This window comes from Thiemannella venezuelensis (genome assembly GCF_014203605.1).
Lineage (GTDB): Bacteria > Actinomycetota > Actinomycetes > Streptosporangiales > Streptosporangiaceae > Planomonospora_A > Planomonospora_A venezuelensis.
Genome location: NZ_JACHJJ010000017.1, coordinates 77,668 through 102,801, shown reverse-complemented (window position 1 = coordinate 102,801; position 25,134 = coordinate 77,668). Strand labels below are relative to the sequence as shown.

Here is a 25,134-nt window from a genome sequence, read left to right as displayed (position 1 = left end):
AGGCAGGGGAAAACACGAGGGCCTGTGGGACTGGACTCCGCGCCGAGGAACGGGGAGGCGCGGGGAGTCAGGAAGCAGGCGCTGGGAGGAGGCCACACCCTCCGAGTACGCTCACGAGCGGGGCTGCCTCGTCGCGATCAAAGGCCGGGCTGGAGGAGCGGCCGACCACGGCCCCAGAGCCCCCGCTGCCCGTCGAGTGGGGTGGCCGCCATCCGACGACCGGCCCGCCCCCGGCGCGCTGAAGGTCTCCACGAACTGGGTCCGGGCCCACCGCGACCTCGTGGCTGCGAGGGAGCGGCTCATATCCTGACCACCAGGTTCTCACTGTCAGTCGAGGTTGTTCCGCTGGCGTACCAGGTTGGCGATCGCCAGGATCTTCGGGCGGCCCGTGGCCTTGAACGAGAGGCCGTGGCGGAAGATCTCAGGAATCCAGTACTGGTCTTCCTCCCGAAAGACGACTCCGTTACCGGCGAGAACCTCCAGTTGCTGGCTCGACAGATCGACGGTCTCGGGACTGAAGGGAATTCTCTTCTTGTCCGAGGGGAGGTCGTCGAGCCGCCTGAGAAGGTCCCCAACCTGCGGGCTTTCCTCGGTGATGGCACGTATTTTGTCCAAGCTGCACTGCACGAGCGCTTTTCTCATCGCGGCCGGTGTGAGCAGACGGGCTGGCCAGTTCCTGTCTTCCACGGACAGAGCGGCCGATTCCTTGAGGAAGGTCACGATGTCACGTGCCTGGATCTGCTCGTTGAAGTCGGACAGGGCAGCGAGGAACCATCCGTCCGAGCGGGCCTCCCGAGATTTGGGGGACCCCATCTTCTCTCCCCAGAGCGGGTGGAGCGCTGTGCTGAGATCCTGATTCCTCACCGATGCCGCCGCTTCGGAGGCGTGCTGGGGAAAGGCCCCGGAACGCTGCGCGACCCACAGGGCGAGCCGCAGTGCCTCGGAGTGGTTCCACTTGAGTTCGTAGTCGCTGTACCGGGCGAAGAACTGCCCGTAGTTCTGCCGAATGGCCGACTGCACGAGATCACGCCTGACGAAGATCACCAGCCCGAGCGGCCGGCCGCGAAGACTGCGCAGCCAGTCGAGGCAGTCGATCAGGAGGACGCGGAGCGCCTGCCGCTGGACGTCGCTGTCGAGGAGATCCTGAAGGAGATCCTCAAGCCCGTCGAACAGGAAGATCCGCATATTCGTGGAAGCGAAGTCGGCCAGTTTCCGTTCGACGTCCTCAGGAGAGGCGTCGATGCCCAGGGCCCTGGCCATGCAGGTGAGCCAGACGCGGCGCCACTGCACATTGGTCGACTGCGTCCGCAGGGCCTGGTCGATCAGGTCGCGCAGTTCGAGCTGGGTCGCGGGTGCGGCGTCCCGGAAGGCGGAGGCGTTCCGTTGGATCTCGCCGATCCGTTCCAGCGCGGATTCACTGAGATTCTTGGAGACGAGCACCGGCGCCAGAAGGGCGTCCAGGGTCACGCCGTCGACACCGACATCTCGCGCATAGTCCGGCCAGGTTCCCCGGAAGCACATCTGAAGCTGGGTGAAGGTCTTTCCCGATCCCTTGGCTCCGGTGACCACGCACAGAGGCGGTTCGGTCCTGTGGGAGACGAGCATCTTCCGGAGCGACTCCGTTGGGAGGAAGTCCGTGTCATCCGCGGTCTCGGCATACGCCAGTCGCCCGGCGAACTCGCTCAGGACTCCGCGGAGACGGGTTACGTCGTTGTCGCCCGTTATGACGTGGGATGGCTCCGTGGCGGGTCCTTGATCGGTAAGTGCCGGTTCCTTCGAGACCACGAGTCCCTCGATGAGCGGGGCGAGTGGCTCCGCGAGCTGCTGGCGCCGTACCAGATCCACCACAGCCTCCCAGGAGGCGGGCAATGCCAGAAGCCGATCCTGGAACACGCTGAAGATCGGTTCCAGCGTGACATCGCGGTCGACGGTGCGGTCCTCGCCTTCCTGGGTGTTCGGTTCGAGGGTTCCGGAGATCGCGTCGCGAAGCCGGGTCGCGGCCGAGACGGCCAGTTCCCGATGCCCGTCCTCCCGGAACTGGGTGATCACGGCAACGCTCGCCGGATCGTCGGTGCGCGTCGGTGCGCGTCGGCCGAGTTCTTGAATGGTGCGAAGAGTGCCGTACAGCGACTGATCGCTGACAGTGGTGACGAAGATCCGCTGGATGCGCGGGTCGAGCAGGATGGGAGCGGCGAGTTCGCTGCTGCCCGCCCGCAGATCGATCAAGACCGTCCGTGCGCCGAGCCGCTCGGCGAGTTCGGCGAGGGATTCGGTCAGGTAGTAGATCGACCGGTCAGGAGTCAGCAGATCAGTGGGTTCGAGTCGTGGAGGGGCGATGTCCAGCAGCGAACGCCGCGTCGGCATGACGATCACATTGTCGATTCGCTGGTTCGGCAGGTAGGCCGCGCCGAGCCGCACCGCGTCATCGGGGCGCCCATCATCGGAGGAATGGAGCAACGCGAGGAAATCCTCGTAGCCGAAGTCGACGCGCCTGCCCTGCGCGCGGAACATCCAGGTGATGCCCGGCGCCTCCAGGTCGGCGTCGACCAGCAGCACCCGCTCGCCGCGCTGGGCGATGGCGTCGGCGAGAGCCACCCCGTGGAGGGTGCGTCCCACACCACCCTTGAAGGAGTGCATCGCGGCGATCCGCACGTTGCCCGGGAACGGGATCTCTGGATGGGGAAGCGGCTCGCCGAGGCTGCGGACGATGCGGCGTTCCCTCCACCGAGGTTCACGCCGGGGCGTTTCGAGTTCCCGCCGCCGCACCGAGATCGGTAGCAACCGGGCAGAAGGATGCCCCGGAACGTCGTCCAGTTTGAGAACGGTCTCCCCTTCGTGCAGGGTGGTCGAGCTCACACCGAACACGTCACCCAACCAGGCCGTGGCCTCTTGGGGTGAAGCCTGCGGGTCGATCGTCACCTCAAGGCCGTCCCAGAAGGCATCGCACTCCTGCAGCCACTCCGGCCACCGGCCGGCGGCGGCCAGGGCCGCCAGATGGGCATCCACATCAACCCAGGTGTAGATGCGGTCGGGGACCTTGATCTCCTGATCCGGCATGATCATGCTCTCAATTCTCGCTGACACCAGTCCAGAAGCTCGCGCAACACGGCAAGAGCTTTCTCTTCGTGATCCTTCTTGAGGGCGTGGCCGTATCTCCAGGCCTGGTGGAGATCCGCGAAGGCCACTTGCTCCCGTTCCTGCTTCTGGCTCGTGCAGGGTCGCATCCGGTTGCAGAGCGGTGGAGCGAGCCGCAACTCTTTGGCCAGGCGATGCAGATCGTGGTTTCTGAACTGCTCCGGTAGCTGGGCGGTGGATTTCAACCCCTGGCGATCGAGGAGTGCCGCCTTCAGTCCGCATTCAACGCCGTAGAAGAGAAGCAACGCCGCTGGGGCGCCCTCTTTCATGGCATGGGCTGCTTCTCTATGCGACACGAAGCTGGCGCGGAGCTGGTTCCTGCCGACGTCTACGGACACGCTGCGCGATCCTACTGAATCCTTCCGCTTCCCTGACGGGAGAATGGCGATCCAACTGGCGGAACACCTCATGACTCTCGTCAGGACTGCTCGAAGAGGTCACAGGGGTCGGGCTGACCGTTCGGCCTCACCGGCGCGTACCCCGATGATCGCCGGTTGTAGGGCGAGGAATTCGATCCCGTTGGCCCCCGGGAAGTGCTCCGTGCTCCGTCGTCACCGTTTCGGTGTTTTCGCCCTGCTCGTCGTGAGTATGTACATCGCCGCGGTGGCGGTGGCCGTGGTGATCGCGGCGGTCGCCGGTGACCTCGGCGTGTTGTGGAGGCTGACGCTGTTCACAGAGGCGGGTGGAGGCGTCACGGTGACGTGGCCCGGGGTGTCCGTCCTGGTCGCGGCCGGTCTGGCATGGGCCTGGGCGTTGTGCCAGGGCCTGCGCGGGCCGCCGCCCGCGCCGCCGCAGGGCTGAAGCGGCCGAGGCGGCCGCGGCGCGATCAGTCCCAGGGCGGGGTGGGGTCGGGGAGGCGGTCGGCGTAGTCGCCGAGCCAGGCCCCGAACAGCACCAGGCTGCGCACCCAGAACCGGTCGTTCCAGCCGTTGAACCGGGCCAGCGCGTCCGGCCCCTCGGCGACCACCCCGTGCAGCTGCTCGGACAGCAGCGACGGCACCGCCTCCGCGACCCGGGACAGCATCGTGTGCCCGTAGGCGCGGGCGGGCGCGGCGGCCGAGCGGAGCGGGACCCGCCGCAGCGGCTGCTTGACCACGTTGGTGGACGGCAGCGCCGCCACCCGCGGATCGGCCGCGTGCAGGACCTCCCGGTAGAACTTCCCGCCGTCCTTGCGGGCCACCCCCACCGAGAGCGCGGCGTCGAAGAAGTCCGGGTGCATGAACGGCGCCGCGAACGACGTCTCCGGCCCGACCAGGTTGACCGCCGAGCGGGCGATGCCCCGGGCGGTGCGGGTGTGCAGCACCGACAGGGGCAGCTCGGCCCGGTGGCCGTTGAGCATGGAGGTCGCCTCGGCGAAGGCCGCGCCCACCGACGAGGTGATCCACTCGGCGGCCCGCTCCGACAGGAACGGCACCGACGGCGCACCCAGCGCGAGCGAGCCGAGCAGCGCGGCCTTCCGCTCGGCCTGCGTGGAGGCGGTCAGCGCGGCCCCGCTGACCATGAAGTTCTTCAGCAGCGGCCCGCCCGCCAGGCCGTCCACCAGGGTCCGGCCCGCCTTGTGCACCTCGCGGGCGAACGGGGCGTACCAGGCGTGGTGCGGCGTCATGAACTCCAGCCTGCGCGCGACGTCCAGGGCGTCGCCGGGGTAGGCGGCCGGGTCCTGGGCGATGACGCGGTGCCGTACCCCGAGCTCGCGGGTGATCGCCTTGGCGAAGGCGATGTCGGTGTCGGTGCCGTCGTCCGGGCTGGTCGTCCAGGACTCCACGTCGGCGCCGCGGGCCACGGCCACCGAGCAGAGCAGCCGCGAGTCGTAGCCGCCGCTGACCGGGACCAGCAGCGGGCGCCCGTCGAACTCCTTGTAGACCTCGTGCAGGATCTCCAGGATCTCCCCGGCGCTCCGCCCCGCCTCGTACGGCTCCTCGCGCAGCCAGCGGGGGAGCCTCCGGTCGGTCGAGAGCACGCCCCTGCGCTTGTCGAAGACCAGCGCGCTCGCCCCCGCCAACCGCTTGACCTGCGCGTACGGTGTGTCGTCGCGGAGCGGGAAGGTGAGCTGGACGATCGAGGCCCAGGCCTCCCAGTCGATCTCGTACGGCGTGCGCGCCAGCGCCAGCAGCGGCTCCAGCAGCGAGGAGAAGTAGACCGCGCCGTCCCGGCGCAGGTAGTAGACGTCCACCAGGCCGAGCCCGCCGGCGTGCAGCGTGACGCGCTCGCCGTCGTCGATCAGGCCGGGCGTCTCGTAGGTCTCCGCCACGCCGATCCACGCCCCCGGGTCCGGAGCCGCCGGAGCGTCCTTCCCGGCGGGCCGGCGCTCACCCCAGGCGAAGGCCCAGGTCCCGGCGTCGCGGGGCTCGGTGTCACGGGAGTCGGCGTGCCCCTGCCCGGCGCCCCCGCGCTCGGGGCCCCGGCGGTACGGCGGCAGCGGAGAGGAGCTGAACAGCGCCGCCTCGCGGGTGCGCAGCGCGGGCCGAACCCTGGGCCCGGCCGCCTGCAGGACCGACAGGGCGGCCTCGTCGAGCAGGCCGAGGCCGCCGCAGACGTAGGGCCTCACATTGAACGCCGGCCACTCCACCGTGCTGACTCCTCCGTGTCGCGATTGACCAAAGGGTATCCTTTCGTCCACTTGGAATCGGAGGACGACGTGGCAGGCGAGCAACTCGAGAGCACGCGGCAGGCACTGCGTGAGGCGGTGGCCCAGGCGGAACGGGCCGCCGAGCTGGCCCGGCTGCTCGATGCGGCGCAGGCGAAGGCCTCCGAGGCCGAGCGCGCGGCCGAGGAGCTGCGCGGCGTCCAGGACCGGCTGCGGGAGACCGAGGAGCGGCTGGCGGCCGCCCAGGCCGCCGAGGAGAAACTCCGCAGGGACCTGGCCGAGCAGCGCTACCAGGCCGACGTGGCCAAGTGGAAGCTCTCGTCGGTGCAGGTGGCGCGCTGGTCGCGGCTCGGTGACGCGATCAAGACGGGCAAGAGCAACCCGGTGCGGCTGGCGCGTGGTCTGCGCGGCGCGGCCAGGCCCGCCAAGCGCCCGGCGGCGCCCAAGCGCCAGCCGGTCCCGCAGGCGAAGGGCGAGGCCAGGCAGGTTCCCGGAGCGGCGTTCCAGGCCACCACGTCCACCAGGACGGTCGGCGGCGTCTCGGTCAAGCTCAAGCCCTTCCGGGTGCCCACCGGCCCGAACACGCGCCCGCACCTGACCGCGGCGGTCGTCGCGGAGCCGCACGCCGAGGCGCTGCTGCGCTACGAGTGGCGGCAGAGCACCGGTTTCACCCCGAAGGACTTCGCCCGCGTGCTGGCCTCCGAGGTGCCGCACCTGCTGCTGGTCGAGTCGGTCACGCAGGGGCCGTGGGCCGGGGAGCTGAAGGAGCCGGGTGAGGGGCTGCACGCGCTGCTGGCGTGGTGCGGCGAGCGGGGCATCCGCACCGTCTTCTGGCACACGAGGGGCGAGGTCGCCGACTTCGCGGCCGCGGCCGGGCTGTTCGAGCACATCGTCACCGCGCTGCCCGCCTCGGTCGGGGCGTGGGGGGCCGCCCTGGCGAGCGCGGGTCCGGAGCGCGGCCAGGGCCGCCGCGAGCCCTCGCTGGGCCTGCTGCCCTTCGCGATCCAGCCGCGTGTGCACAACCCCCTGCCGCTGGCCGGGGACCGGTTCGGCCGGGTGCTCACCCTGCAGGAGCTGCTGCCGGGGCACCTGTCCTATCCGGACGTGCTCACCTCCTACCGCTGGCCCAGGGCCGTGGACTGCCCGCCGGGCACCGAGCTCTGGCGGATGGCCGAGCTGGCCGCCTGCGGGACCCCGATCGTCACGTCGGACGAGGCCGGGGCCGAGCCGGACGCGCGCCGGGCGCACGTCGCCCTGCGCCAGGCGTACGCCTCGGGCACGATGACACAGAAGGTCGACGAGCTGCTCGACGCGATCGGCCTGCCCAGCGCCCGCGCGACGCTGGACATCTCGGTGATCATGATCGACCGGGGCGACCTCGACCGCACGCTGGCCCAGGTCGCGCCGCAGAAGGGCGTCGTCCAGCTGGTGCTGCTCACCGACGCCGACGACGCCGAGGCCAGGGCGCGCGCCGCGATGCCCGCCCGGGTGGACGTCGTGGTCCGCCGCCCGGAGTCGGAGCTCACCGTCGGGAGCCTGCTCAACCGGGCCCTCGACCTGTGCGAGGGCGACCTGGTGGCGGTCATGGACGGCCAGGACGCGTACGGCGAGCACTACCTGGCCGACCTCGCCAGGGCCTTCCTGTTCAGCACCGCCGACATCGTCGGCAAGGCCGCCTACTTCGCGCACCTGCGCGACGTGGCCGCGACGGTGCTGCGCCAGCCCGCCGCCGAGTACTCCTACCTCCCCGAGGTCGCCGGGGCCACCCTGCTGGCCCGCAGGACCGTGCTGCGCTCCATCGGCTTCGCCGACGTCTCCGAGGGCTGGGACGAGGTGCTGATGCGGCAGTGCCGTACCGACGGGATCAAGGTCTTCTCCGCCGACCGGTACGGCTACGTCCGGCTGCGCGACCGCGACCGCTGGCTGCTCGGCTCGGCCCAGCTCGTCGACTACGGCCCGGCCGAGCCGCACGCCCTCGTCTAGCCGGGTCCGGACGGCTGTGGGGGAGGGCGGCCGGGTCCGGCCGGCCATGGGCGGTGACGGGGGCGGTGACGGGGGCGGGGGCGGTCAGGCCCCGCCCGCCGGGCGCCGCGGCACCCCCGGCTGGCTCGGCACCCCCGGCCGGCTCGGCGAGGTCCTCGGGGCGCCGCCGGCGCCGCAGGGGACGTGGGAGACCGAGGCGTGCTACGTCTCCCCGGCCGCCCTGCGGCGGGGCGAGCCGCCGCAGGAGCTGGCCGGGAGGCTGCGCGCGCTGCCCGGGGTTGCGGCCGTGCGGGTGCGTGCCAACGGCTTCCTGGAGATCGTGGTCGCCGTGCCCGGGGAACTGGTGGAGGAGATCGGCCCGCACCGCGGCGCGGGCGCGGCGGCGCGGGACGGGCGGGCGCCGTGGGCGGACTCTCCCCTGACGTGGGACAACCCGGGCTTCGTGGTCGGCTACGCGCACGCGCGGGCGGTCGCCGTACAGCGCTGGGCGGCCGAGCTGGGCGTGGCCGGGGAGTTCCGGCCGGAGCTGCTGGACGGCGGCCGCGACCGGGCGGTGCTCAGGCTCCTGGCGGAGCTGGAGGGCAGGCGGGCGAGCCGGGACCCCGGGTGGGCCGCCTACGCCGAGCAGTTGGCCCTGGCCTACCACGACGCGTTCGAGCGGGCCCCGGCGCTGCCGGCGGGGGACGAGGAGCCGTCGGCGCTGCACGTGGCCCGGGTACGGCTGGCGCGGGCCGTGCGGGACGTGCTGGCCGAGGCGACGGCCGCGGTCGGCGTGGTGGTGCCGGATAGATTGTGATGACCTATCCGGAGAACAGGCGTTTGGAGACCGAGTGAGCGGTCCGCGGGACTGGTCCCCGGAAGAGGCCCCGAGGCGCGGCGTGGTCCGGCGGATCCTGCCGGTCGCCCTCGTCTTCGCCGCCGTCGTCGGCGGGGTGCTGTACCTGGGCGGCGACCTGAGGGACCTGCTCGGGACCGAGCCCGGCTCGGCCCGCTCGGCGGTGGCCGCCGCCCGCGTCTACGAGGAGAGCGGTCCGCTCGGGGGCCGCTGCGCCGGCCTCCCGGAGGACCTGGAGGCCGACGCCGCCGCGACGCTGAACGCGCTGGCGCGCTGCCTGGACCGCATGTGGGCCGCCGCGCTGGAGCCCGCCGGGGTCGACTACGAGAGCCCCGGGGAGGTGCGGCTGGTCGGCACGCCGGAGGAGGCCGCCTGCGGGACCGGGGACCTCGACTGGGCGGGGATCTACTGCGGTGAGGGCCGGGTCGTCAACGTCCTGGTCGAGGACGGTCCGGAGCGGCGCGAGGTCTTCCCGATGATGTTCACTCTCGCCCACGAGTACGCCCACCACGTCCAGACGCTCGTCGGCATCTCCGGACGGGACGGGTCGGAGGTCTTCGATGAGGCCTGGTCGCGGCGGCTGGAGCTGCAGGCCGACTGCCTGGCCGCCGCGGCGCTGCGCGACGTGCGGCCGTACCTGCTCAACGACCTGCGCCGGGCGGTGGCGGACGGGGAGGAGACGGGCGCGACGGAGGAGGCGGCCTCCGCGCTCCGCGCGTCGCACGGCTCGCCGCGCAACGGCGCCCGGTGGATGCTGCGCGGGCAGAAGACGGGCGCGGTGGGGGACTGCAACACCTGGAAGGCGCCGGAGAGGGAGGTCTCTTAGCGGTCAGACGGCTACAGAACGCTAAATTATGCGGCAAAGGTTGTCAGAAGCGTGAAAAGTTCGCGCGTTCGTGGAAGATCCCGTCTCGCCAGATGGGCATCCGTCCCATGGGGATCAGCCGGTCCTATAGCCTCCTTCGGGTGAGTCGATTCGTCCACCCCGCCGGTGACCGGCATGCCGAGGTGCTGCCCGAGGACCGTCCTCCGCACGCGCCCGCCGACCTGAACACACTCGACCCGACGATCTGGCCGCGAACGTCCGGCCGCTCCGGCGGCGCGATCACGATCGGCGGAGTGGACGTCAGGGACCTGGTGGCCGAGCACGGCACCCCCCTCTACGTGGTCGACGAGGAGGACTTCCGCTCCCGCTGCCACGACTACCGGTCCGCGTTCGCCGACGGCGAGGTCCACTACGCGGGCAAGGCCTTCCTCTGCCGCGAGGCCGCCCGCTGGATCATGCAGGAGGGCCTCGGCCTCGACGTGTGCAGCGCCGGCGAGCTCGCCGTCGCGCTGAGCGTCGGCTTCCCGCCCGAGCGCATCACCATGCACGGCAACAACAAGTCGCCCGCCGAGCTGGAGCGGGCCGTCGAGGTCGGCGTCGGGCACATCGTGGTCGACTCCTTCGAGGAGATCGCCCGCCTCGGCTTCCTGGCCGAACGGCACGGCAGGCGGCCCAAGGTCATGATCCGGGTGACCGTGGGCGTCGAGGCGCACACCCACGAGTTCATCGCCACCGCCCACGACGACCAGAAGTTCGGCCTCTCGCTGAACAGCGGCGCCGCGGCCGAGGCCGCCCGCCGCATCCTCGCCCTGCCCCAGCTGGAGCTGGTCGGCCTGCACTCCCACATCGGGTCGCAGATCACCGACACCGCCGGGTTCGAGGTGGCCGCGAGCCGCCTGGCCAAGCTGATGGTGCAGATCAAGGAGGAGCACGGCGTCGTCCTGCCCGAGCTCGACCTGGGCGGCGGGTACGGCATCGCCTACGTCGAGGGCGACGAGACGATCGACGTGAAGGTGATCGCCGACAGCCTGCGCGAGATCGTCACCCGGGTGGCCGAGACCGCCGGCCTGCCGGTGCCCAAGCTCACCGTCGAGCCCGGGAGGGCCATCGCCGGGCTCGCCGGCGTGACGCTCTACGAGGTCGGCACGATCAAGGACGTCGAGGGGCTGCGCACCTACGTCAGCGTCGACGGCGGCATGAGCGACAACGTCCGCACCGCCCTCTACGGCGCCGAGTACACCGCCCGCCTCGCCTCCCGGGAGAGCGCCGCCGGGCCGATGCTCTCCCGCCTGGTCGGCAAGCACTGCGAGAGCGGCGACATGGTCATCCGTGACCTCTGGCTCCCCGAGGACCTCGCCACCGGCGACCTGATCGCCGTCGCGGGCACCGGGGCCTACTGCCGCTCGCTCGCCAGCAACTACAACTACCTCCCCAAGCCCGCCGTGGTCGCGGTCAAGGACGGAGCGTCCCGTGTGATCGTCCGCCGGGAGACCGAGGACGACCTGTTGAGAGGGCAGCTGTGAAACAGACCTCAGGCAAACCGCTGAAAGTCGCGCTCCTCGGCTGCGGCGTGGTCGGCTCCCAGGTGATCCGGCTCATGCGCGAGCAGTCGGCCGACCTCGCCGCCCGGATCGGGGCCCCGCTCGAACTGGCGGGCGTGGCCGTACGGCGGCTGGGCCGGGCCCGCGACATCGACGTGGACCCCGCGCTGCTCACCACCGACGCCGAGGCGCTGGTGACCCGGGACGACGTCGACATCGTCGTCGAGGTGATCGGCGGCATCGAGCCCGCCCGCTCGCTCCTCCTGGCCGCGATGAACAGCGGCAAGTCGATCGTCAGCGCCAACAAGGCGCTGCTGGCCGAGGACGGCGCGACGATCCACGCCGCCGCCCGCGAGAACGCGGTGGACCTGTACTTCGAGGCCGCCGTCGCGGGCGCGATCCCGCTGATCCGGCCGCTGCGGGAGTCCCTGGCCGGTGACCACGTGCACCGCGTGCTCGGCATCGTCAACGGCACCACCAACTACATCCTCGACAAGATGGACTCCTCCGGGGCCTCGTTCTCCGACGCGCTGGAGGAGGCCCAGGCGCTGGGCTACGCCGAGGCCGACCCCACGGCCGACGTGGAGGGCTTCGACGCCGCGGCCAAGGCCGCGATCCTGGCCGGGATCGCCTTCCACAGCCGGGTGACGGCCGCCGACGTGCACCGCGAGGGCATCACCGAGATCACCGCGGCGGACGTGGCCAGCGCCAAGGCGATGGGCTACGTCATCAAGCTGCTGGCGATCTGCGCGCGCGCGGAGGACGGACGCTCCTTCGGGGTCCGGGTGCACCCGGCGATGATCCCCAGGACGCACCCGCTGGCCGGGGTCCGCGAGGCCTACAACGCGGTCTTCGTCGAGGCCGGGTCCGCCGGTCAGCTCATGTTCTACGGCGCGGGCGCGGGCGGCGCGCCGACCGCGAGCGCGGTGCTGGGCGACATCGTGGCGGTGGGCCGCAACCGGCTGGCCGGCACGCGCGGCCCCGAGGAGTCGACCTACGCCGACCTGACCGTGCACCCGATGGGCGAGACCGTCACCCGCTACCACGTCTCCCTGGACGTCGCCGACAAGCCGGGCGTGCTCGCCCGGGTCGCCGACATGTTCGCCAAGCAGGACGTCTCCATCCAGACCGTCCGCCAGGAGGGGCTCGGCGCCGACGCGCAGCTCGTCCTGGTCACCCACCGGGCCAGCGACGCGGCGCTCTCGGCGACGATCGAGAGCCTGCGCGAGCTGGACATCGTGCGCGACGTGGTGAGCGTCATGCGCGTCGAGGGCGAGGACGCCTCGTAGACCCCGGCCGAGGGCATCCCTGACGGACGGCCTCCGCGCGTGACGGCACGCGCGGAGGCCGTCCGCGTGTCCGCTCCGCCGGGCGAGTCCGGGTGTCCGCTCCGCCGGACGGGTCCGACTGTCCGCGCTTCCGGCGGCCGGTCGGCCGGAACTTCCAGACCATCTGGGTTGGTAGGGAAATCACCAGGAGTAGGTCATATGTCGGTATGGTGCTTTGCTGTACCGCCGACCCTGCCAGGCAGGCCCACCGGTTCCCGGGCCGGCCGCCTGCGCGCGGCCCAGAAGGGACGCCTCCGACGTGAAGACCCCCAGACACGCGACAGGGGCACTGACGGCGCTGATCCTGCTCCTCGTCTCCGCGGCCCCCGCTCACGCCTCGGGCGCCGGGGCACCGGAGAAGCGGGGAGTGATCGTCTCCCTCACCTTCGACGACGGGGACGCCACCCACGTGCTGGCCGCGCGCATGCTGCAGGAGCGGGGCATGCGGGGCACCTTCTACGTCAACAGCGCCACCCTGGGCGACGAGCGCAAGCTGACCCGGCGCCAGCTGGCGGCCATCGCGAAGGCCGGCCACGAGATCGGCGGGCACACGCTCGACCACACCCGCCTGACCGAGCTGACGCCCGAGCGCCAGCGCGAGCAGATCTGCGAGGACCGCAGGGCGCTGCTGGCCATGGGACACCGGGTCACCACGCTGGCCTACCCGTTCGGCGCGGTCGACACCGACGCCATGCGTACGGCCCGGCAGTGCGGCTACACCGCGGCCCGCACGGTCGGCGGCCTGCGGCTGTGGGACTGCCCCGCCTGCCCGGCCGCCGAAACCCTCCCGCCGCGCAACCCCTTCCGGGTCCGCACCCCCGGCTCGGTCCGCGACACCACCGTGCTGCGCCAGCTCAAGCAGCAGGTCTACAACGCCGAGAAGGGCGGCGGCGGGCTGCTCCCGCTGGTGCTCCACCGCGTCTGCGACGACTGCGGCGTCTACTCGACATCCCCGGAGGTCCTGGGCGACTTCCTCGACTGGCTGGCCACCCGCAAGAGCCGCGGCACGACCGTGAAACCCTTCGCCGCCGCCTTCGACCCCGCGGTCAGGCCGGTTCCCCCCGTCCCCTGACCGGGCGGTCCGGTCAGCCGGTGAGGGTGGCGGTCGGGCGGAAGCCGGGCCAGCGGCCGACGGCCTGGTCCAGGAACCACTCGACCGGTTCCCGCCAGGTGTGGCGGGCGGGATCCGCCCGGCGGATCAGGAAGCCGAGGCCGTGGGCCTGGTAGATCCGCGCGTCCGCCTGCCGTACGGCGGCCAGGAACTGCCCGTCGACCGTCCGGGAGATCGGCCGGAAACCTCCCACCGCGCCGAACACGTCGCGGGGCATGAAGATCGTGCCTCCGGAGACGAAGGGCTGCCAGGTCTCGCTGGCCCACCGGTGGCGGACGGTCGTGTCGGCCTCCTGCAGGTAGAACAGCTCGGCGGGCGTTCCGGTGACCTCGGCCCCGGTGTAGAGGCGGGCCAGGTGCAGGTCGGCCAGGTGGTGCGGGCCGTACCAGTCGTCGTCGTCCCATTTGGCGAGGTAGTCGCCGGACGCGCGGGCGGCGGCCAGGTTGAGCACCTCGCCGAACGGCGTCGCCGCGTCCGCCTCGACCACGGTCACGGGGTACGGCCCCGCGCCGGGGACCGAGGCGGGGGAGAAGCCGTGGGCGGCGATCACCACCTCGACGTCGGCCAGGCGCTGGCGGGCGATCTGGGAGAGGGCGAACTCCAGCATCTCCGGCCGCCGGGTGGTCAGCAGCACCGAGATCCTCGGGGGGCGGGCCGGGGCGCGCCGGCCGTGCGCGAGCAGCGCGGTACGGCGCAGCGCGATGCTGTGCTCCTCGCGGCGGAGGTCGTCGGCGAGCAGCTCGGGGGTGGCGGCCTCGGCCAGGCGGGCGGTCTCCCCGCCGAGCGCGGAGCGGGCCTCCTCGGGGATCCGCCGGGTGAGCAGCGGCACCCCGGCGGCGGCCAGCGCCACGGCGACGTCCGCGGGATCGGGGCCGCCGGACGCTCCCGGTTCCGTGCGCGTCCGAGCCGGGCCGGCGGTGTCCCGGGCGGGCCAGTGGACGCGTACGGCGCGCAGCGGGCGGAGTCCGGCCACGTCCACGTCGGTGACCGGCCCGGAGAACGCCGCCACCGGTTCCCCGTCGAGCACGACCTCCCAGCGGTCCGCCCGCCGTACGAGATCGGCGACGCCCAGCTCCGGCGCGGCCGAGAACCCGACGGGGTTGACCACCAGCTCGTCCACGGAGGGGGCGGGGCGGGACGGCCGCTCGCCCGCCCGCAGTACGGGGCCGCTCCTCCGCGGGGCCGGGGCGCCCGCCATCGAGGCCAGCACGCCCGCGACCGGGACGGGCACCCGGAAGTGCGCCTCGGCGATCCAGCCGGACGCGCCGTGCGCGGCCAGCCGGAGGGAGTCCAGCGCCCGGGTGGCGAAGCCGGATCCGGCCTCGGGGGAGGGCGGGCCCTGCCACGGCGGGGCCTCCACGACGTGCACCACCAGCAGCCGGGCCGAGGGCAGCCGGGGCGGGTCCGCGGCGATCCGGCGCAGGTCCGCGGGAGTCCTGACGATCACCGCCACCCCGTCCACCAGGGAGGGGACCTCCTGCGGACGGTCGAGGTCGAGCAGGAGGGCGGTGGGCGGGAGGGGGCCCACGGTCTCGGCGGGGAGGGGGAGACCCGCGCAGGCCACCAGGGCGCTCGCCAGCCGGGAGGGGACGAGCACCTCGTCGATCGCGGCCCGGACCTCAGCCCTCATCGGCGGTCCGGGACCGGCGCACGGTCCTGCCGACGGCGCGCAGGAACGGGGCGTGCTCGGTGAGCCTGCGCCGCCAGCGGTGCCGGAGCCTGCGCAGCTGGGCCAGTTCGCGCCGCCACTGCACGGCCGACCGGCGCCACTTGGCGGCCTCGGCCTTCCACTCCGCGCTCTGCCTGCGATGCTCGGCGGAGGCGGCCTTCCACCTGGCGGCCTCGGCCTTCCACCGCGCCACCTCGCCCCGGAGCCGGTCGGTCTCGGCGTTCGGGCGCGAGGTGCTGGGCTTCTCGGCGGCCGGGGCCGGGAGGATGTCCCAGGCCTCCCCGCTGGTCCAGCGGGTGCCGAACGTCGCGTGCACCACGTCGTCCGGGTCCTCCCCCTCGGCGGCGAGGAACCGGGCACGGGTCATCGCCGCCGTCCGCTCCAGCCGGGCCGTCACCAGGTCGTCGTGGCCGTCCAGGACGATGTCGAGCACGCCCGCGCAGTCGGTGTCCGCCTCCGCGGTCAGCCGCCGCAGGCTGTCTCGGCCCGGCACCCAGCCGGCCGGGATCAGGAGGCGGAACATCGCGGGCGCGGAGTCCCCGCCCGCCTCCTCGGCGAAGGAGACCCGGCCGTCGTGCTCGTAGGTGGCGCGGGCCAGCCGCAGGTCGAGCAGCGGGTCGTCGAGCGGGGAGCGGCGTTCGGCGGTGAGCGTGCCCCAGGGGCCGGTGAGCGTCACGGCGACGTCGGGCAGCGTCGAGGCCAGCACGCCGTCCACCGTCGCGCGGACGTCCTCGTAGCGGGCGCCGGCGGCGTCCACCACCACGTCCACGTACGGCACCAGCCTGCGGCGGCTGGGATGGGTCCGCAGCCAGCGCAGCTCCGGGACCCGCTCGGCGAGCAGCGGCCAGTTGTGCCGCTTGACCTCGGCCTCGCGCGTGCCGACGGTGTGCAGCCCGAGGTGCCAGCTCCGTGCCCGGGAGTCGGGGACGAACACCGCGCCCTGCTGGGAGAGCCGGTAGCCGAGCTCGGTGTCCTCGCCCAGGACCAGGGAGACGTCCATGCCTCCCGCCGCCCGCAGCAGCCGGGCGGAGACCGAGGCGGTGGCCCCGCAGTGCACGTTGTAGGCGTCGATCGGGCAGTCCCGCAGGTCGCCGGTGTTCGCGAGGAACTCCTCGACCCAGCCGTGCGGCTCGGTGGCCTGCCACGCGAAGAGCTTCTCCGCCCAGCCGCCCGCGACCGCGTCGTGCACCTCCTGCGCCGCCGGCAGGCCGGCGGCCAGGTCGACGAACCTGAGCGAGCCGAGCACCACGAGGTAGTCGGCGAGGTGGTGCCAGCGGAGCTGGGCCTCGACGTGCTCGCGGAAGGGCACCATGTCGGCGTCCAGCCAGTGGACCACCTCGCCCCCGGCCGCGTCGGCGCCGGTCTGGCAGGCCCAGGCGCGGCCCCAGCCGCCCGGGCGGCTGGGGATGATCCGGGTGTTCTCGGGGCGGATCTCACCCAGCCGCAGGGCGGGCCCGCCGCCGTCGTCCACGACGATCACCTCGGTCAGGTGCGCCGGGTAGCTCTGCCCCGCGAGCGCCGCGAGCGTCAGGTCGAGGGTCTCCTGGCAGCGGTGGGCGGGGATGACGACGCTGACCGTACGGCTCGGCGTCCAGGCCCCGAGCTCGGGCGGCGTGAGCGAGCCGTGGTCGTTGAGGCGGACGCGCGGTTGCCCGGAGGCGGCCGGGAGCCGCTCGGCCGGGAAGGGGTCCGGCGCGGAGAGGCCGGGCGCGGGGGAGCCCGGTGCGGAGGGTCCTGCCGGGGGAGGCGCCAGGAGAGGCCGTTCCGTCACAGGGGGCCGTCCAGTTCCATCAGGCGGCCGGGGTGGAAGCCCCGCCACTGCCGTACCGTCTTGTGGTCGAGGAAGTTGCCGATCGGGGCCTTCCAGGTGTGCCCGGAGGAGGGCTGGCGGCGCAGGATGTAGCCGAGCCCGTGGCCCTGGTAGATCCGTCCGCCGGCCTGCTGCACGGCCTGCAGCAGCTGCCCGTCCTCGGTGAGCCCGATGGGCCGGAAGCCCCCGACGTCCGCGAAGACGTTCCTGGGCATGAACAGGGTGCCGCCCGCGACGAAGTTCTGCCACGTCTCGGTGTTCCAGTGGCGCTGCACGGTCATGTCGATCTGCTCCAGGTAGATGAACTCGGCCGGGGTCCCGGTCAGGTCGGCGCCGGTGTAGAGCAGGGCGAGGTGCTGGTCGGCGAGGTGGTCGGGGCCGTACCAGTCGTCGTCGTCCATCTTGGTGAGGAACGCCCCCGAGGCGCGGGCGGCGGCCTCGTTGAGCACCGTGCCGAACGGCAGGCCCGCGCCGGCCTCGTACACCGTCACCGGGTGGGGGAAGGCGGCGACGGCCTCGGCGACGCCGGGGGCCGAGGCGGGGATGCCGTGCAGGGAGAGGACCACCTCCACCTCGACGCCGCGCTGCCGGGCGACCTGGGACAGGGCGAAGCCCACCATGTCCGGCCGCCGGGTGGCCAGCAGCACCGAGACCGCGGGCGGGGCAGGGCGGGGGAGGCCGGCCGCGGCGGCGAGCTGCTCCCAGCGCGCCCTGCTGCCGTGCGTGCGCAGCGCGCAGCGGCGCAGCTCGACGCTGTGCTCCTGCCGGTGGAGGTCGTCGTCCAGTTCCCCGGCGGTCGTGCTTCCGAGCAGTCCGGCGAGCCGGTCGCCGAGCAGGGGGGCGGCCCAGGCGGGGACGTCCGGGCCGGTCAGCGGGATCCCGGCGGCGGCCAGGCCGGCGACGACGCGGGCGGCGGCGACGGGGCCGGTGTGCGCGGGGCGCCAGTCGACGGAGATCCCGCGCAGCGCGCGCAGCCGGGCGACGTCGGCGTCGGTGACGCAGCCGGAGGCGGCGAACGCGGCCAGGCCGACGCCGTCGAGCATGACGTGCCAGCGGCCCGACTCCTGGGTGAGGCGCGCGATCCCGAGCTCCGGCGCGGCGGTGAACCCCACCGGGTTCACCGAGCGCTCGTCCACCGGCGGCACCGCCTGCGGTCCCGACAGGTCGAGGTCGGAGCCGAGGCCGCGGCCGCCCGGCCGGCCGAACCTGGCCCAGTCGGTCATGCCGGGGCCGGGCCGCTCGGCGGCGGGCACGTCCGGATCGGACCATGTGCCGGTCCCCTCGCCCACCGTCCGCAGCGCGAGGTCGCAGCCCGGGGCGGCGGGCCGCTCCGGGACCGGGCCGGCCGCGTCCGCCAGCGTGGCGTTGGGGTCGGCCGGGCGCCAGTGCGCGACCCCGCTCCCGGCGAGGGCGGCGACGGGCTGGGGCATCGTGTCCGGGCGTCCGGGGGTGAAGGCGCGTGCCGCGGTGAGCAGGACCTGGCCGGCCTGCATGTGGCCGGAGAAGCGGGCCTCCACCGACCAGGAGTGCTCGCCGAGGCGGGTGACCCGCCAGTCCTGGACGGTGCGCCAGTTGACGTGGGCGGAGGCCGCCGCGAGCGGCGCGTGCCGCAACTGCGGCGTGCCGGCCACCAGGACGGTGGTGCGCAGGGCCTTCGGCAGCAGGGAGTGCAGGGTCACCGCCCGGCGCAGGTCCGTGAGCGTGCGCGCCAGCACGGCGACCCGGCCGACGGGGGCTCCGGTGAGGGGCGCGCCGACTTCGGCGGTGTCGAGGTCCACGACGGTGACCTCCGGCCGGCCCGCGGCCCGGGCGCAGGGGTCCGCGTCGAAGCCCACGTGGCACAGGAGCAGTTCACCGCCGTCCCGCGAGGCGTCCTTCAGCAGGGAGGCGACCAGCCGATCGGCCGCCCCGTCGCTCACGGTGCCGTCACCCATGACGCTCCCGCAGCCCGGCGGGTTCGGGGTCCGGTCCGAGGTCGAGCTCGGAGGAGAGCTGGTAGATCGCCGGGGCGACCCGCTCGCGGATCTCGGAGCCGATCTCCAGCAGCAGGTCGGCATGGGCCGAGCTGCGGCTCATCGCCTCGATCCGGTCCTCGCCGAGCGCGGCCAGGACGCTGGTGGCGCTCGCGGCGGTGCGGCTCTCCACCTGCCGCACGGACTTCTCCAGCCGGTCGACGGCCGCGGTCAGCCGGGCCAGGTCGGAGCGGAGTCCCCTGATGTCGGCGCTCGCGGGCTCGAACCGCTCTCCCAGGGCCGCGACCTTGCGGTCCAGCCGCAGGACCTTGCCGTCGGCCCGCCGTAGGGAGAGCAGGTTCAGGGCCAGCAGGCCGAGTGCGGCGAAGGCCAGGACGAGCTGGAGCGCGGTGGCGGCGCCGAGGGCTCCGGTGACGATCAGCGCGAGGAGCACCAGGCATCCGGCGACGCCCAGGGCGGCGATCATCACGCCAAGACGACGGGGCGTCACAGAACGCATGAAAGGACCTTTCGGGACGGGGAGACGTCTGGGGGGTCCCATGCCGCCGGAGGCGGCCGTCATGGGCGATGCTGGTGCGATTTTAATCGAGTGAAGTCGCTTTAGAGGTGTTTTGTGGTTGTTCGTGGTTGAGAAAATCATGAGAAATTAGGAAAGCGGGGTTCGCCGGGCTGCGACGACCAGACCGCCGGGGAGCCCGCGGGTCACCGAGAACTCGGCCTCACCGAACTGGCCGGGGCGGAAGTCGAGATCCTTCCACGACCAGACCTCCCCCTCGTCCCACAGGACGAAGACGTCGATCGGGCCGTGCCGCAGCGCGGCCGAGCGGCGGGCGAACTCCTCCGGGACGGTGACGGCCGCCAGCCGGGCCAGCTCGGCGTACCGGTCGTTCCAGCGCGCCACGCCGCCGGCCGCGGTCCGGTCCACGGCGAGGTAGCCCCGCCAGGGCAGGAAGGCGAAGAGCCGCTCGTCGCAGGAGAGCGTCACCGGCCTGGCCTGCGCGCCCGTCGTCCCGGCGGCGGCCCTGGCGACCCGCGCGGCCGGAAAGCCGTGGAGCATGTGGCCCGGCGCGGCGAACCGGGGCAGGCGGCCGTCGGGGAACGGCTGCTGGTGGGCGACGGCGGCGCTGTTGGGGGCGGCGCGGTCGGCGTTGGGCAGCCAGCTCCGGCCGAGGGCGAGCCCGCACCAGGCCAGGAGCAGCGCCGCGGCCGCCGTGCCGAGCCCGCGCGGCGCGGGGCGCCCGAGCCTGCGGGCGAGCGCGGGGGCGGCCTGCGCGAGCGCGAGCACCCCGCAGATCGCCAGCACGGGCCCGAGCACGCGCGGGACGTAGTGGAAGAACATGGTGTGGCCGGTGAGAACGTAGCGGGCCGCCATGACGGCCCAGTACAGGTACAGGCCCGCGACCAGGCAGAGCATGGGGAGGGCCCACCAGGCGGTGCGGCGGTACCAGACGGTCCCGGCCAGGCCGGCCAGCTGGAGGGCGCTCATGACCGAGACGTCCGTCAGCGGCGGGAGGGCGGGCGCGCCGATGTCCTCGTAGAGGTCCGACACGGTCTGGCCGCCCCCGGTGAGGAGGGTGAGGACGTAGGGGACCAGGTACCAGCCGGAGACCGCGACCGCCACGAGGACGACCTTCCCCGCGTGCAGGAGGTGCGCCCGGACGTCCCCGCTCCGCCGCAGCGCCGTCGCGGCGAGCGCGAGCAGTCCGAACGCGCTCAGCATGAACGGGCCGAGGTAGGTGCACAGGACGAGGCCGCCGACGATCCCGGAGGCGGCCCAGTGCAGGCGTCCCGCCGGGGGCTCCCAGAGGGTCTGCAGGACCCAGGGCACGAAGACGGCGATCGTGAGGACGACGAACGCCTTCGCCGGCGCGTGGAACGCGAGCAGCCCGGCCGCGCTCACCGCCAGCGCGACGGGCCCGGAGACCAGCCGCCGCCACAGGAGGAAGGACAGCACGACCGCTCCGGAGAGCATCAGCATCTCGGCGGCCCCGAGCAGGCGCCAGGCGTCCCGGCCGAGCAGCGCGGCGGCCCGCCCGATCAGCAGGGGCTGGAGCGGGGGGTACTCCGACGGGACCCCGACGGCCAGGGGATCGGCGTTCTCCCAGCTCACGCTGTAGTGGACGGCCATCGCCGACATCCGGCCCATGTCGCCTTCGAGCGGGCCGAAGCCGTACGGCGTGCCGTACAGCGCCGTGCGGAGGGCAAGCAGCACCCAGGCCCCGAACAGGCCCGCCGCGACGCCGCTCAGGGTGTCGGCGGAGGGGACGAGGCGGGGCCGTACGGTCCTGCCCGCGGTGAGCGCCAGGGGGACCAGGAGCACCAGGAGCAGCGCGCCGGCCGCGACGGGCAGCAGCGCCCCCCGGACCCCGAACGGGTCGAGGTCCGTCCAGCCCGGCAGCATGACCGCGATCACGGAGGCGGGGATCCAGGTGGCGACGGCGGCCGGGCCGGCGCGCGACGGGCCGGCCGGGCGCGGGGTGCGGGCGGTCTCCGGTTTCGCGAGCGCGACGGCCATGGCGAAAGATCATATGCGTCGGATGGAGGGAAAGTGCATACGGAATGCCGAGGAGCAATTCAGACTTGGCTAAAGTTGGCGCTCGTACGGTGACGAATCCGCGCGAGACGCCGCGCAGTCAGGAACCACCTCCATGACAGCTGTCATCGGCCTCGGCTCGCCCGGGACCGGCCTGAGCCCGCAGGGCTTCGTGCGGACCCCGTCGGCCGGGATGGCCGACCTGCGCTGGGCGGACGGCCGGTGGGCGCCGCCCACCGGGGCGCCCTCGGAAGGGCCCGCCGGGGCGCCCCCGGAAGGGCCCGCCGGAGAGCCCGCGGAGGGATCCGCGGGAGGGCTGCGCGCGCTGCGCGGGTTGCGCGTGCGCTGGCCGGGCGAGGCGGGGGAACCGGTCCTCGCCGGGCTGCTCGACCTGGCAGCGGCCGGTGTGCCGCTGCACGCCGACGAGGTCCCGGCCTGGGCCGTACGGGCCGACCCCGCGTTCGCGGCGCTCCTCGCCGACGGCGGCTGGCTGGCCGAGACCCCGCGGGACGCGCCGAACTGCACGGCGGACCTGCGCCGCGAGGAGCACAGCGTACGGCTGCGCCGCCACGGGCTCGCGCGCCGGGAGCGGGCGGGCGGTCAGGCGGGCGGCGGTCAGGCGGGCGGCGGGCGCGGGACGGGCGCGCCGAAGGTCAGCGTCGTGATGTCCAGCATGCGCCCGCACCTGCTGGAGTCGGCGCTCGCCCAGATCGCCCGGCAGCGCGGGGTGGAGACCGAGGTCCTGCTGGGCCTGCACGGCGTGCCCGCCGGCCACGAGGCGGTACGGCGGGCGGTCGGGGACTGCCCGCTCCCGGTGACCGTGGCCGAGGCCGACGCCGCGACGCCGTTCGGCGAGGTGCTCAACCTGGCCGCCGCCCGCGCGTCCGGCGACTACGTCGCGAAGTGGGACGACGACGACTGGTACGGCCCCGGCCACCTGTCCGACCTGCTGCTCGCCCGGTCCTACTCCGGGGCGGACATCGTGGGGACCGCGGCCGAGTTCTTCTACCTGGAGCCGCTGGACGTCACGGTCCGGCGCACCGACTACACCAGCGAGGTCTGGTCCGACCACGTCGCCGGGGGAACGATCCTGCTGGACCGGGAGCTGTTCCGCCGGACCGGCGGGTTCCCCGCCCTGCCGGCGGGAGTGGACGCGGGCTTCCTGAAGGCCGCGCGCGCCGCCGGGGCGCGCGTCTACCGGACCCACGGCCTGGGGTACGTGCTGCGCCGCTCGGCCGCCGCCGAGCACACCTGGCGGCTCTCCCTCGCCCACTTCCTGCGCGTCGCGTCGAACCAGTGGCGGGGATTCCGCCCCAGCCTGATTCTGGAAACGTCATGACAGCACGGATCAGGGGCAACGACTACCGCGGTCTCACCCCGCCCGAACTGGGCGCCTGGACGCCCTCCCTGCGGGTCAGCGTCGTCGTCCCCGCCTACGGCGACCAGGACAAACTCGACCTGGCGCTCGCCGGGCTGGCCGGTCAGAGCTACCCGGCCGAGCTCACCGAGGTCATCGTGGTGGACAACGGCAGCGAGCCGCCGCTGCGCCTGCCCGCGCTCCGCCCGCCCGGCACCCGGATGATCACCTGTCCGACGCCGGGCCGGGCCCACGCCCGCAACGCCGGGCTCCGGGAGGCGGGCGGCGACGTGGTCCACTGGCTGGACTCCGACGTCGTCCTGGACCGCCGCTCGGTCGAGGCCCACATGCGCTGGCACCACGCGGCGCCGTACCTCGTGGTGACCGGGCGGCTGCGCTTCACCCCGGCCGCGCTGCCCGCTCCCGAGGTGGTCGCCGCCGCCGACGACCTGGGCAAGCTCTTCGAGCCCGCCGAGCCGCACGCCTGGCTGGTGGACCTGATCGAGCGGACCGACGGCCTCACCTCCGGTCAGGGCCGCGCCTTCAGCCTCCACGTGGGCGGCGCCACCTCGGTCAACGCCGCCCTGCTGGCGCAGGCGGGGCCGATGGACACCGACCTCATCCTCGGCCAGGACACCGAGATGGGCTACCGGCTGGCCCAGGCGGGCGCCGTCTTCGTGCCCGAGCCGCTGGCCCGCGCCTTCCACCTCGGCCCGACCATGCGGATGCGCGGCAAGGCCCCGATCGACCGGGTGAGCCACGCGTTCGTCGCCGACCGCATCCCCGCCTACCGCTGGCTCCGCTCCCATCCGAACCGGAACTGGAAGGTCCCCTACCTGGAGGTGGTCGTCGAGGCCGGGCGCGATCCCGGGCAGGGCTACGACGAGGTCCGGGCGACCGTGGACGCGGTGCTGGCGGGCACGGTCCCCGACGTCGCGGTGACGGTCACCGGCCCCTGGGACGACGTCCGGGCCGAGGGGCGCGCGCCGCTGCGCAACCCCGACCTGGACCTGGTGCTGATCCGGGGCCACTACGCCTGCGAGCCCCGGGTGCGGACGGCCTCCGGCCCGGTGGACGCGGCGCCGTACCGGCTCCGGCTGCCCGCGGGGTGGGCGCCGGAGGAGGACGGCCTCGCCCGCCTGCTCGACCTGGCCGCCGACGGCGGGTACGGGCTGGTCTCGGTGCTGCTGGCGGAGGGGCCCGGCCGGCGGGTCGTCGCGGCGCGGCTGGAGCGCACCGCCGCGTTCGCCCGCGCGGCGATCGTCCTGCGGGAGGGGGAGGACCCCGACGACGCGGTGGAGGACACCTTCGGCACGCTCTGGGTGGACGGCCAGGCCTACGGGTTCACGGAGGGGGCCCGGCAGATCACCGGCCGCCGCGGCGCCTACCGCGCCCGGACCGAGGCCGAGGCCGAGGTGGCCCGGCTCACCAAGGAGGTCGAACGGCTCCGCGGCCAGGTGAGCCGGTGGCGCGAGGAGTCCGGCCGCTGGCGCAGGAGCGCGGTGGAGCTCAGACGGGAGGTCGGCGCGCTGCGCAAGGAGCTCGCGGCCGCCCGGAAGGTCGTGCAGTACGGCCTGCTCTCCTCCGTGAAGCGGGCCATCACCCGTCGCCGGTGACCAGGCCGACCCCGCCGAGGAAGTAGTCGCCGACGTTCCGGTAGGGCACCGCGTCGCCGGGCGCGGGCCGCCACTCGGGGAGGTTGACCACGCCGGGGTCGACCAGGTCGAAACCGCCGAACAGCCGGATGACCTCCGCGCTCGTCCGCGGCACGAAGGGCGAGGACGCCTGGTCGTAGACCTGCGTCACCCCCTCGGCGGCCTGGGGCCGGGCGTCGATCACGACGTGGGACATGGCCAGGTGGCTGCCGGGCGCCATGGCCGCGCGGAACTCGGCGATGATGCCCGAGGGGCTGTACTCGTCCGGGACGAAATGCATGATCGCCAGCAGTAGGACCGCCACCGGCCGGGTGAAGTCGATCGCCGCGCGGACGTCCGGGTGCTCCAGGATCTCCTTGGGCCGGCGCACGTCCCCCTCGACGATGGACACGTTCTCGTTCCGGCCCAGGATGGCCCGGCCGTGGACCAGCACGGTGGGGTCGTTGTCGACGTAGACCACCCGGGCGCCGGGGGCGACCTGGTGCACGTTGCTCTGGGTGGGCAGCCCCGCGCCGATGTCGAGGAACTGGTCGATGCCCCGCTCGGCGAGGAAGGCGACGGCGCGGCCGAGGAAGGCGCGGTTGGACCGGGCGCTGTGGCGGATCTCCGGCACCACCGCGAGGGCCTTCTCGGCGGCCTCCCGGTCGGCGGGGAAGTTGTCCTTTCCGCCCAGGTAGTAGTCGTACATGCGGGCGATGTTGGGGATGTGCGTCTGGATGCCGATGGGGGCCTGGTCGGTCACGTGCCGCTCCGATGACAACATTTCAGGAATTGTCGTGATCATAGCCACT

At 73.5% G+C, this 25,134-nt stretch carries 18 protein-coding genes; 9 read left to right on the top strand and 9 right to left on the bottom strand.

The features are described from left to right. Positions 1-327: 327 nt before the first annotated feature. Together FHS22_RS23655 and FHS22_RS23650 are read right to left on the bottom strand one after the other, a co-directional pair. On the bottom strand, positions 328-3,063 hold the full coding sequence (locus FHS22_RS23655) for a MinD/ParA family ATP-binding protein (RefSeq protein WP_184944949.1): 2,736 nt from the start codon (positions 3,061-3,063) through the stop codon (positions 328-330). After that, positions 3,060-3,473 (bottom strand): hypothetical protein, encoded by a 414-nt coding sequence (locus FHS22_RS23650; RefSeq protein WP_184944948.1) that lies wholly within the window; start codon positions 3,471-3,473, stop codon positions 3,060-3,062. The genes FHS22_RS23655 and FHS22_RS23650 overlap by 4 nt, the downstream gene beginning before the upstream one ends. 244 nt (positions 3,474-3,717) lie before the next feature. Here FHS22_RS23650 and FHS22_RS23645 point away from each other — a divergent pair, with 244 nt between their 5' ends. Continuing rightward, positions 3,718-3,936, top strand: coding sequence for a hypothetical protein (locus tag FHS22_RS23645; RefSeq protein WP_184944946.1), 219 nt, complete (start codon positions 3,718-3,720; stop codon positions 3,934-3,936). A gap of 25 nt (positions 3,937-3,961) precedes the next feature. Here FHS22_RS23645 and FHS22_RS23640 read toward each other — a convergent pair whose 3' ends face one another. Beyond that, entirely contained in the window at positions 3,962-5,704 is a 1,743-nt protein-coding gene (locus FHS22_RS23640; RefSeq protein WP_184944944.1) for an asparagine synthetase B family protein, read from the bottom strand. 51 nt (positions 5,705-5,755) lie between these two features. Here FHS22_RS23640 and FHS22_RS23635 point away from each other — a divergent pair, with 51 nt between their 5' ends. The 6 genes from FHS22_RS23635 (at position 5,756) to FHS22_RS23610 (ending at position 13,307) form a co-directional block, all read left to right on the top strand. Next, positions 5,756-7,705: a glycosyltransferase gene (locus tag FHS22_RS23635; RefSeq protein WP_221474006.1), complete on the top strand. Its 1,950-nt coding sequence runs from the start codon at positions 5,756-5,758 to the stop codon at positions 7,703-7,705. Positions 7,706-7,751: 46 nt separating this feature from the next. After that, positions 7,752-8,501 (top strand): DALR anticodon-binding domain-containing protein, encoded by a 750-nt coding sequence (locus FHS22_RS23630; protein ID WP_184944942.1) that lies wholly within the window; start codon positions 7,752-7,754, stop codon positions 8,499-8,501. Between the two features lie 34 nt (positions 8,502-8,535). Continuing rightward, complete coding sequence (locus tag FHS22_RS23625) at positions 8,536-9,366, top strand: neutral zinc metallopeptidase (protein WP_184944940.1); 831 nt, start codon at positions 8,536-8,538, stop codon at positions 9,364-9,366. Positions 9,367-9,506: 140 nt separating this feature from the next. Further along, positions 9,507-10,889: a diaminopimelate decarboxylase gene (lysA, locus tag FHS22_RS23620; protein WP_184944938.1), complete on the top strand. Its 1,383-nt coding sequence runs from the start codon at positions 9,507-9,509 to the stop codon at positions 10,887-10,889. Further along, positions 10,886-12,196, top strand: coding sequence for a homoserine dehydrogenase (locus FHS22_RS23615; protein WP_338047899.1), 1,311 nt, complete (start codon positions 10,886-10,888; stop codon positions 12,194-12,196). Before lysA ends, FHS22_RS23615 begins: the two co-directional genes overlap by 4 nt. Before the next feature lie 298 nt (positions 12,197-12,494). Beyond that, positions 12,495-13,307, top strand: a complete 813-nt coding sequence (locus FHS22_RS23610; RefSeq protein WP_184944936.1) for a polysaccharide deacetylase family protein — start codon at positions 12,495-12,497, stop codon at positions 13,305-13,307. Positions 13,308-13,320: 13 nt separating this feature from the next. Here the strand turns inward: FHS22_RS23610 and FHS22_RS23605 are convergent, their stop codons facing one another. The 5 genes from FHS22_RS23605 to FHS22_RS23585 all read right to left on the bottom strand — a co-directional run bounded on the left by FHS22_RS23605 (position 13,321) and on the right by FHS22_RS23585 (position 21,313). Further along, a complete protein-coding gene (locus FHS22_RS23605) occupies positions 13,321-14,976 on the bottom strand; it encodes a glycosyltransferase family 2 protein (protein ID WP_184944934.1) in 1,656 nt (551 codons plus the stop codon). Continuing rightward, positions 14,966-16,786 carry a glycosyltransferase family 2 protein gene (locus FHS22_RS23600; RefSeq protein WP_184944932.1) on the bottom strand — a complete coding sequence of 607 codons (1,821 nt, stop codon included), beginning with the start codon at positions 16,784-16,786 and terminating at the stop codon, positions 14,966-14,968. Before FHS22_RS23600 ends, FHS22_RS23605 begins: the two co-directional genes overlap by 11 nt. Continuing rightward, the gene (locus FHS22_RS23595) at positions 16,783-18,759 is read right to left on the bottom strand and encodes a glycosyltransferase (RefSeq protein ID WP_184944930.1); all 1,977 of its coding nucleotides are present in this window, start codon (positions 18,757-18,759) and stop codon (positions 16,783-16,785) included. Before FHS22_RS23595 ends, FHS22_RS23600 begins: the two co-directional genes overlap by 4 nt. After that, entirely contained in the window at positions 18,752-19,297 is a 546-nt protein-coding gene (locus FHS22_RS23590) for a hypothetical protein (protein ID WP_184944928.1), read from the bottom strand. Before FHS22_RS23590 ends, FHS22_RS23595 begins: the two co-directional genes overlap by 8 nt. Before the next feature lie 147 nt (positions 19,298-19,444). Then, complete coding sequence (locus FHS22_RS23585; protein ID WP_184944926.1) at positions 19,445-21,313, bottom strand: arabinofuranosyltransferase; 1,869 nt, start codon at positions 21,311-21,313, stop codon at positions 19,445-19,447. Between the two features lie 133 nt (positions 21,314-21,446). Between FHS22_RS23585 and FHS22_RS23580 the strand changes: the two genes are divergently transcribed. Both FHS22_RS23580 and FHS22_RS23575 read left to right on the top strand, forming a co-directional pair. Continuing rightward, on the top strand, positions 21,447-22,670 hold the full coding sequence (locus FHS22_RS23580) for a glycosyltransferase family 2 protein (RefSeq protein ID WP_184944925.1): 1,224 nt from the start codon (positions 21,447-21,449) through the stop codon (positions 22,668-22,670). Beyond that, complete coding sequence (locus tag FHS22_RS23575) at positions 22,667-24,304, top strand: glycosyltransferase family 2 protein (RefSeq protein ID WP_184944923.1); 1,638 nt, start codon at positions 22,667-22,669, stop codon at positions 24,302-24,304. Before FHS22_RS23580 ends, FHS22_RS23575 begins: the two co-directional genes overlap by 4 nt. Here the strand turns inward: FHS22_RS23575 and FHS22_RS23570 are convergent. Next, a complete protein-coding gene (locus tag FHS22_RS23570) occupies positions 24,288-25,106 on the bottom strand; it encodes an SAM-dependent methyltransferase (RefSeq protein ID WP_221474005.1) in 819 nt (272 codons plus the stop codon). The two genes, FHS22_RS23575 and FHS22_RS23570, sit on opposite strands and share 17 nt — an antisense overlap. Between the last annotated feature and the right edge of the window lie 28 nt (positions 25,107-25,134).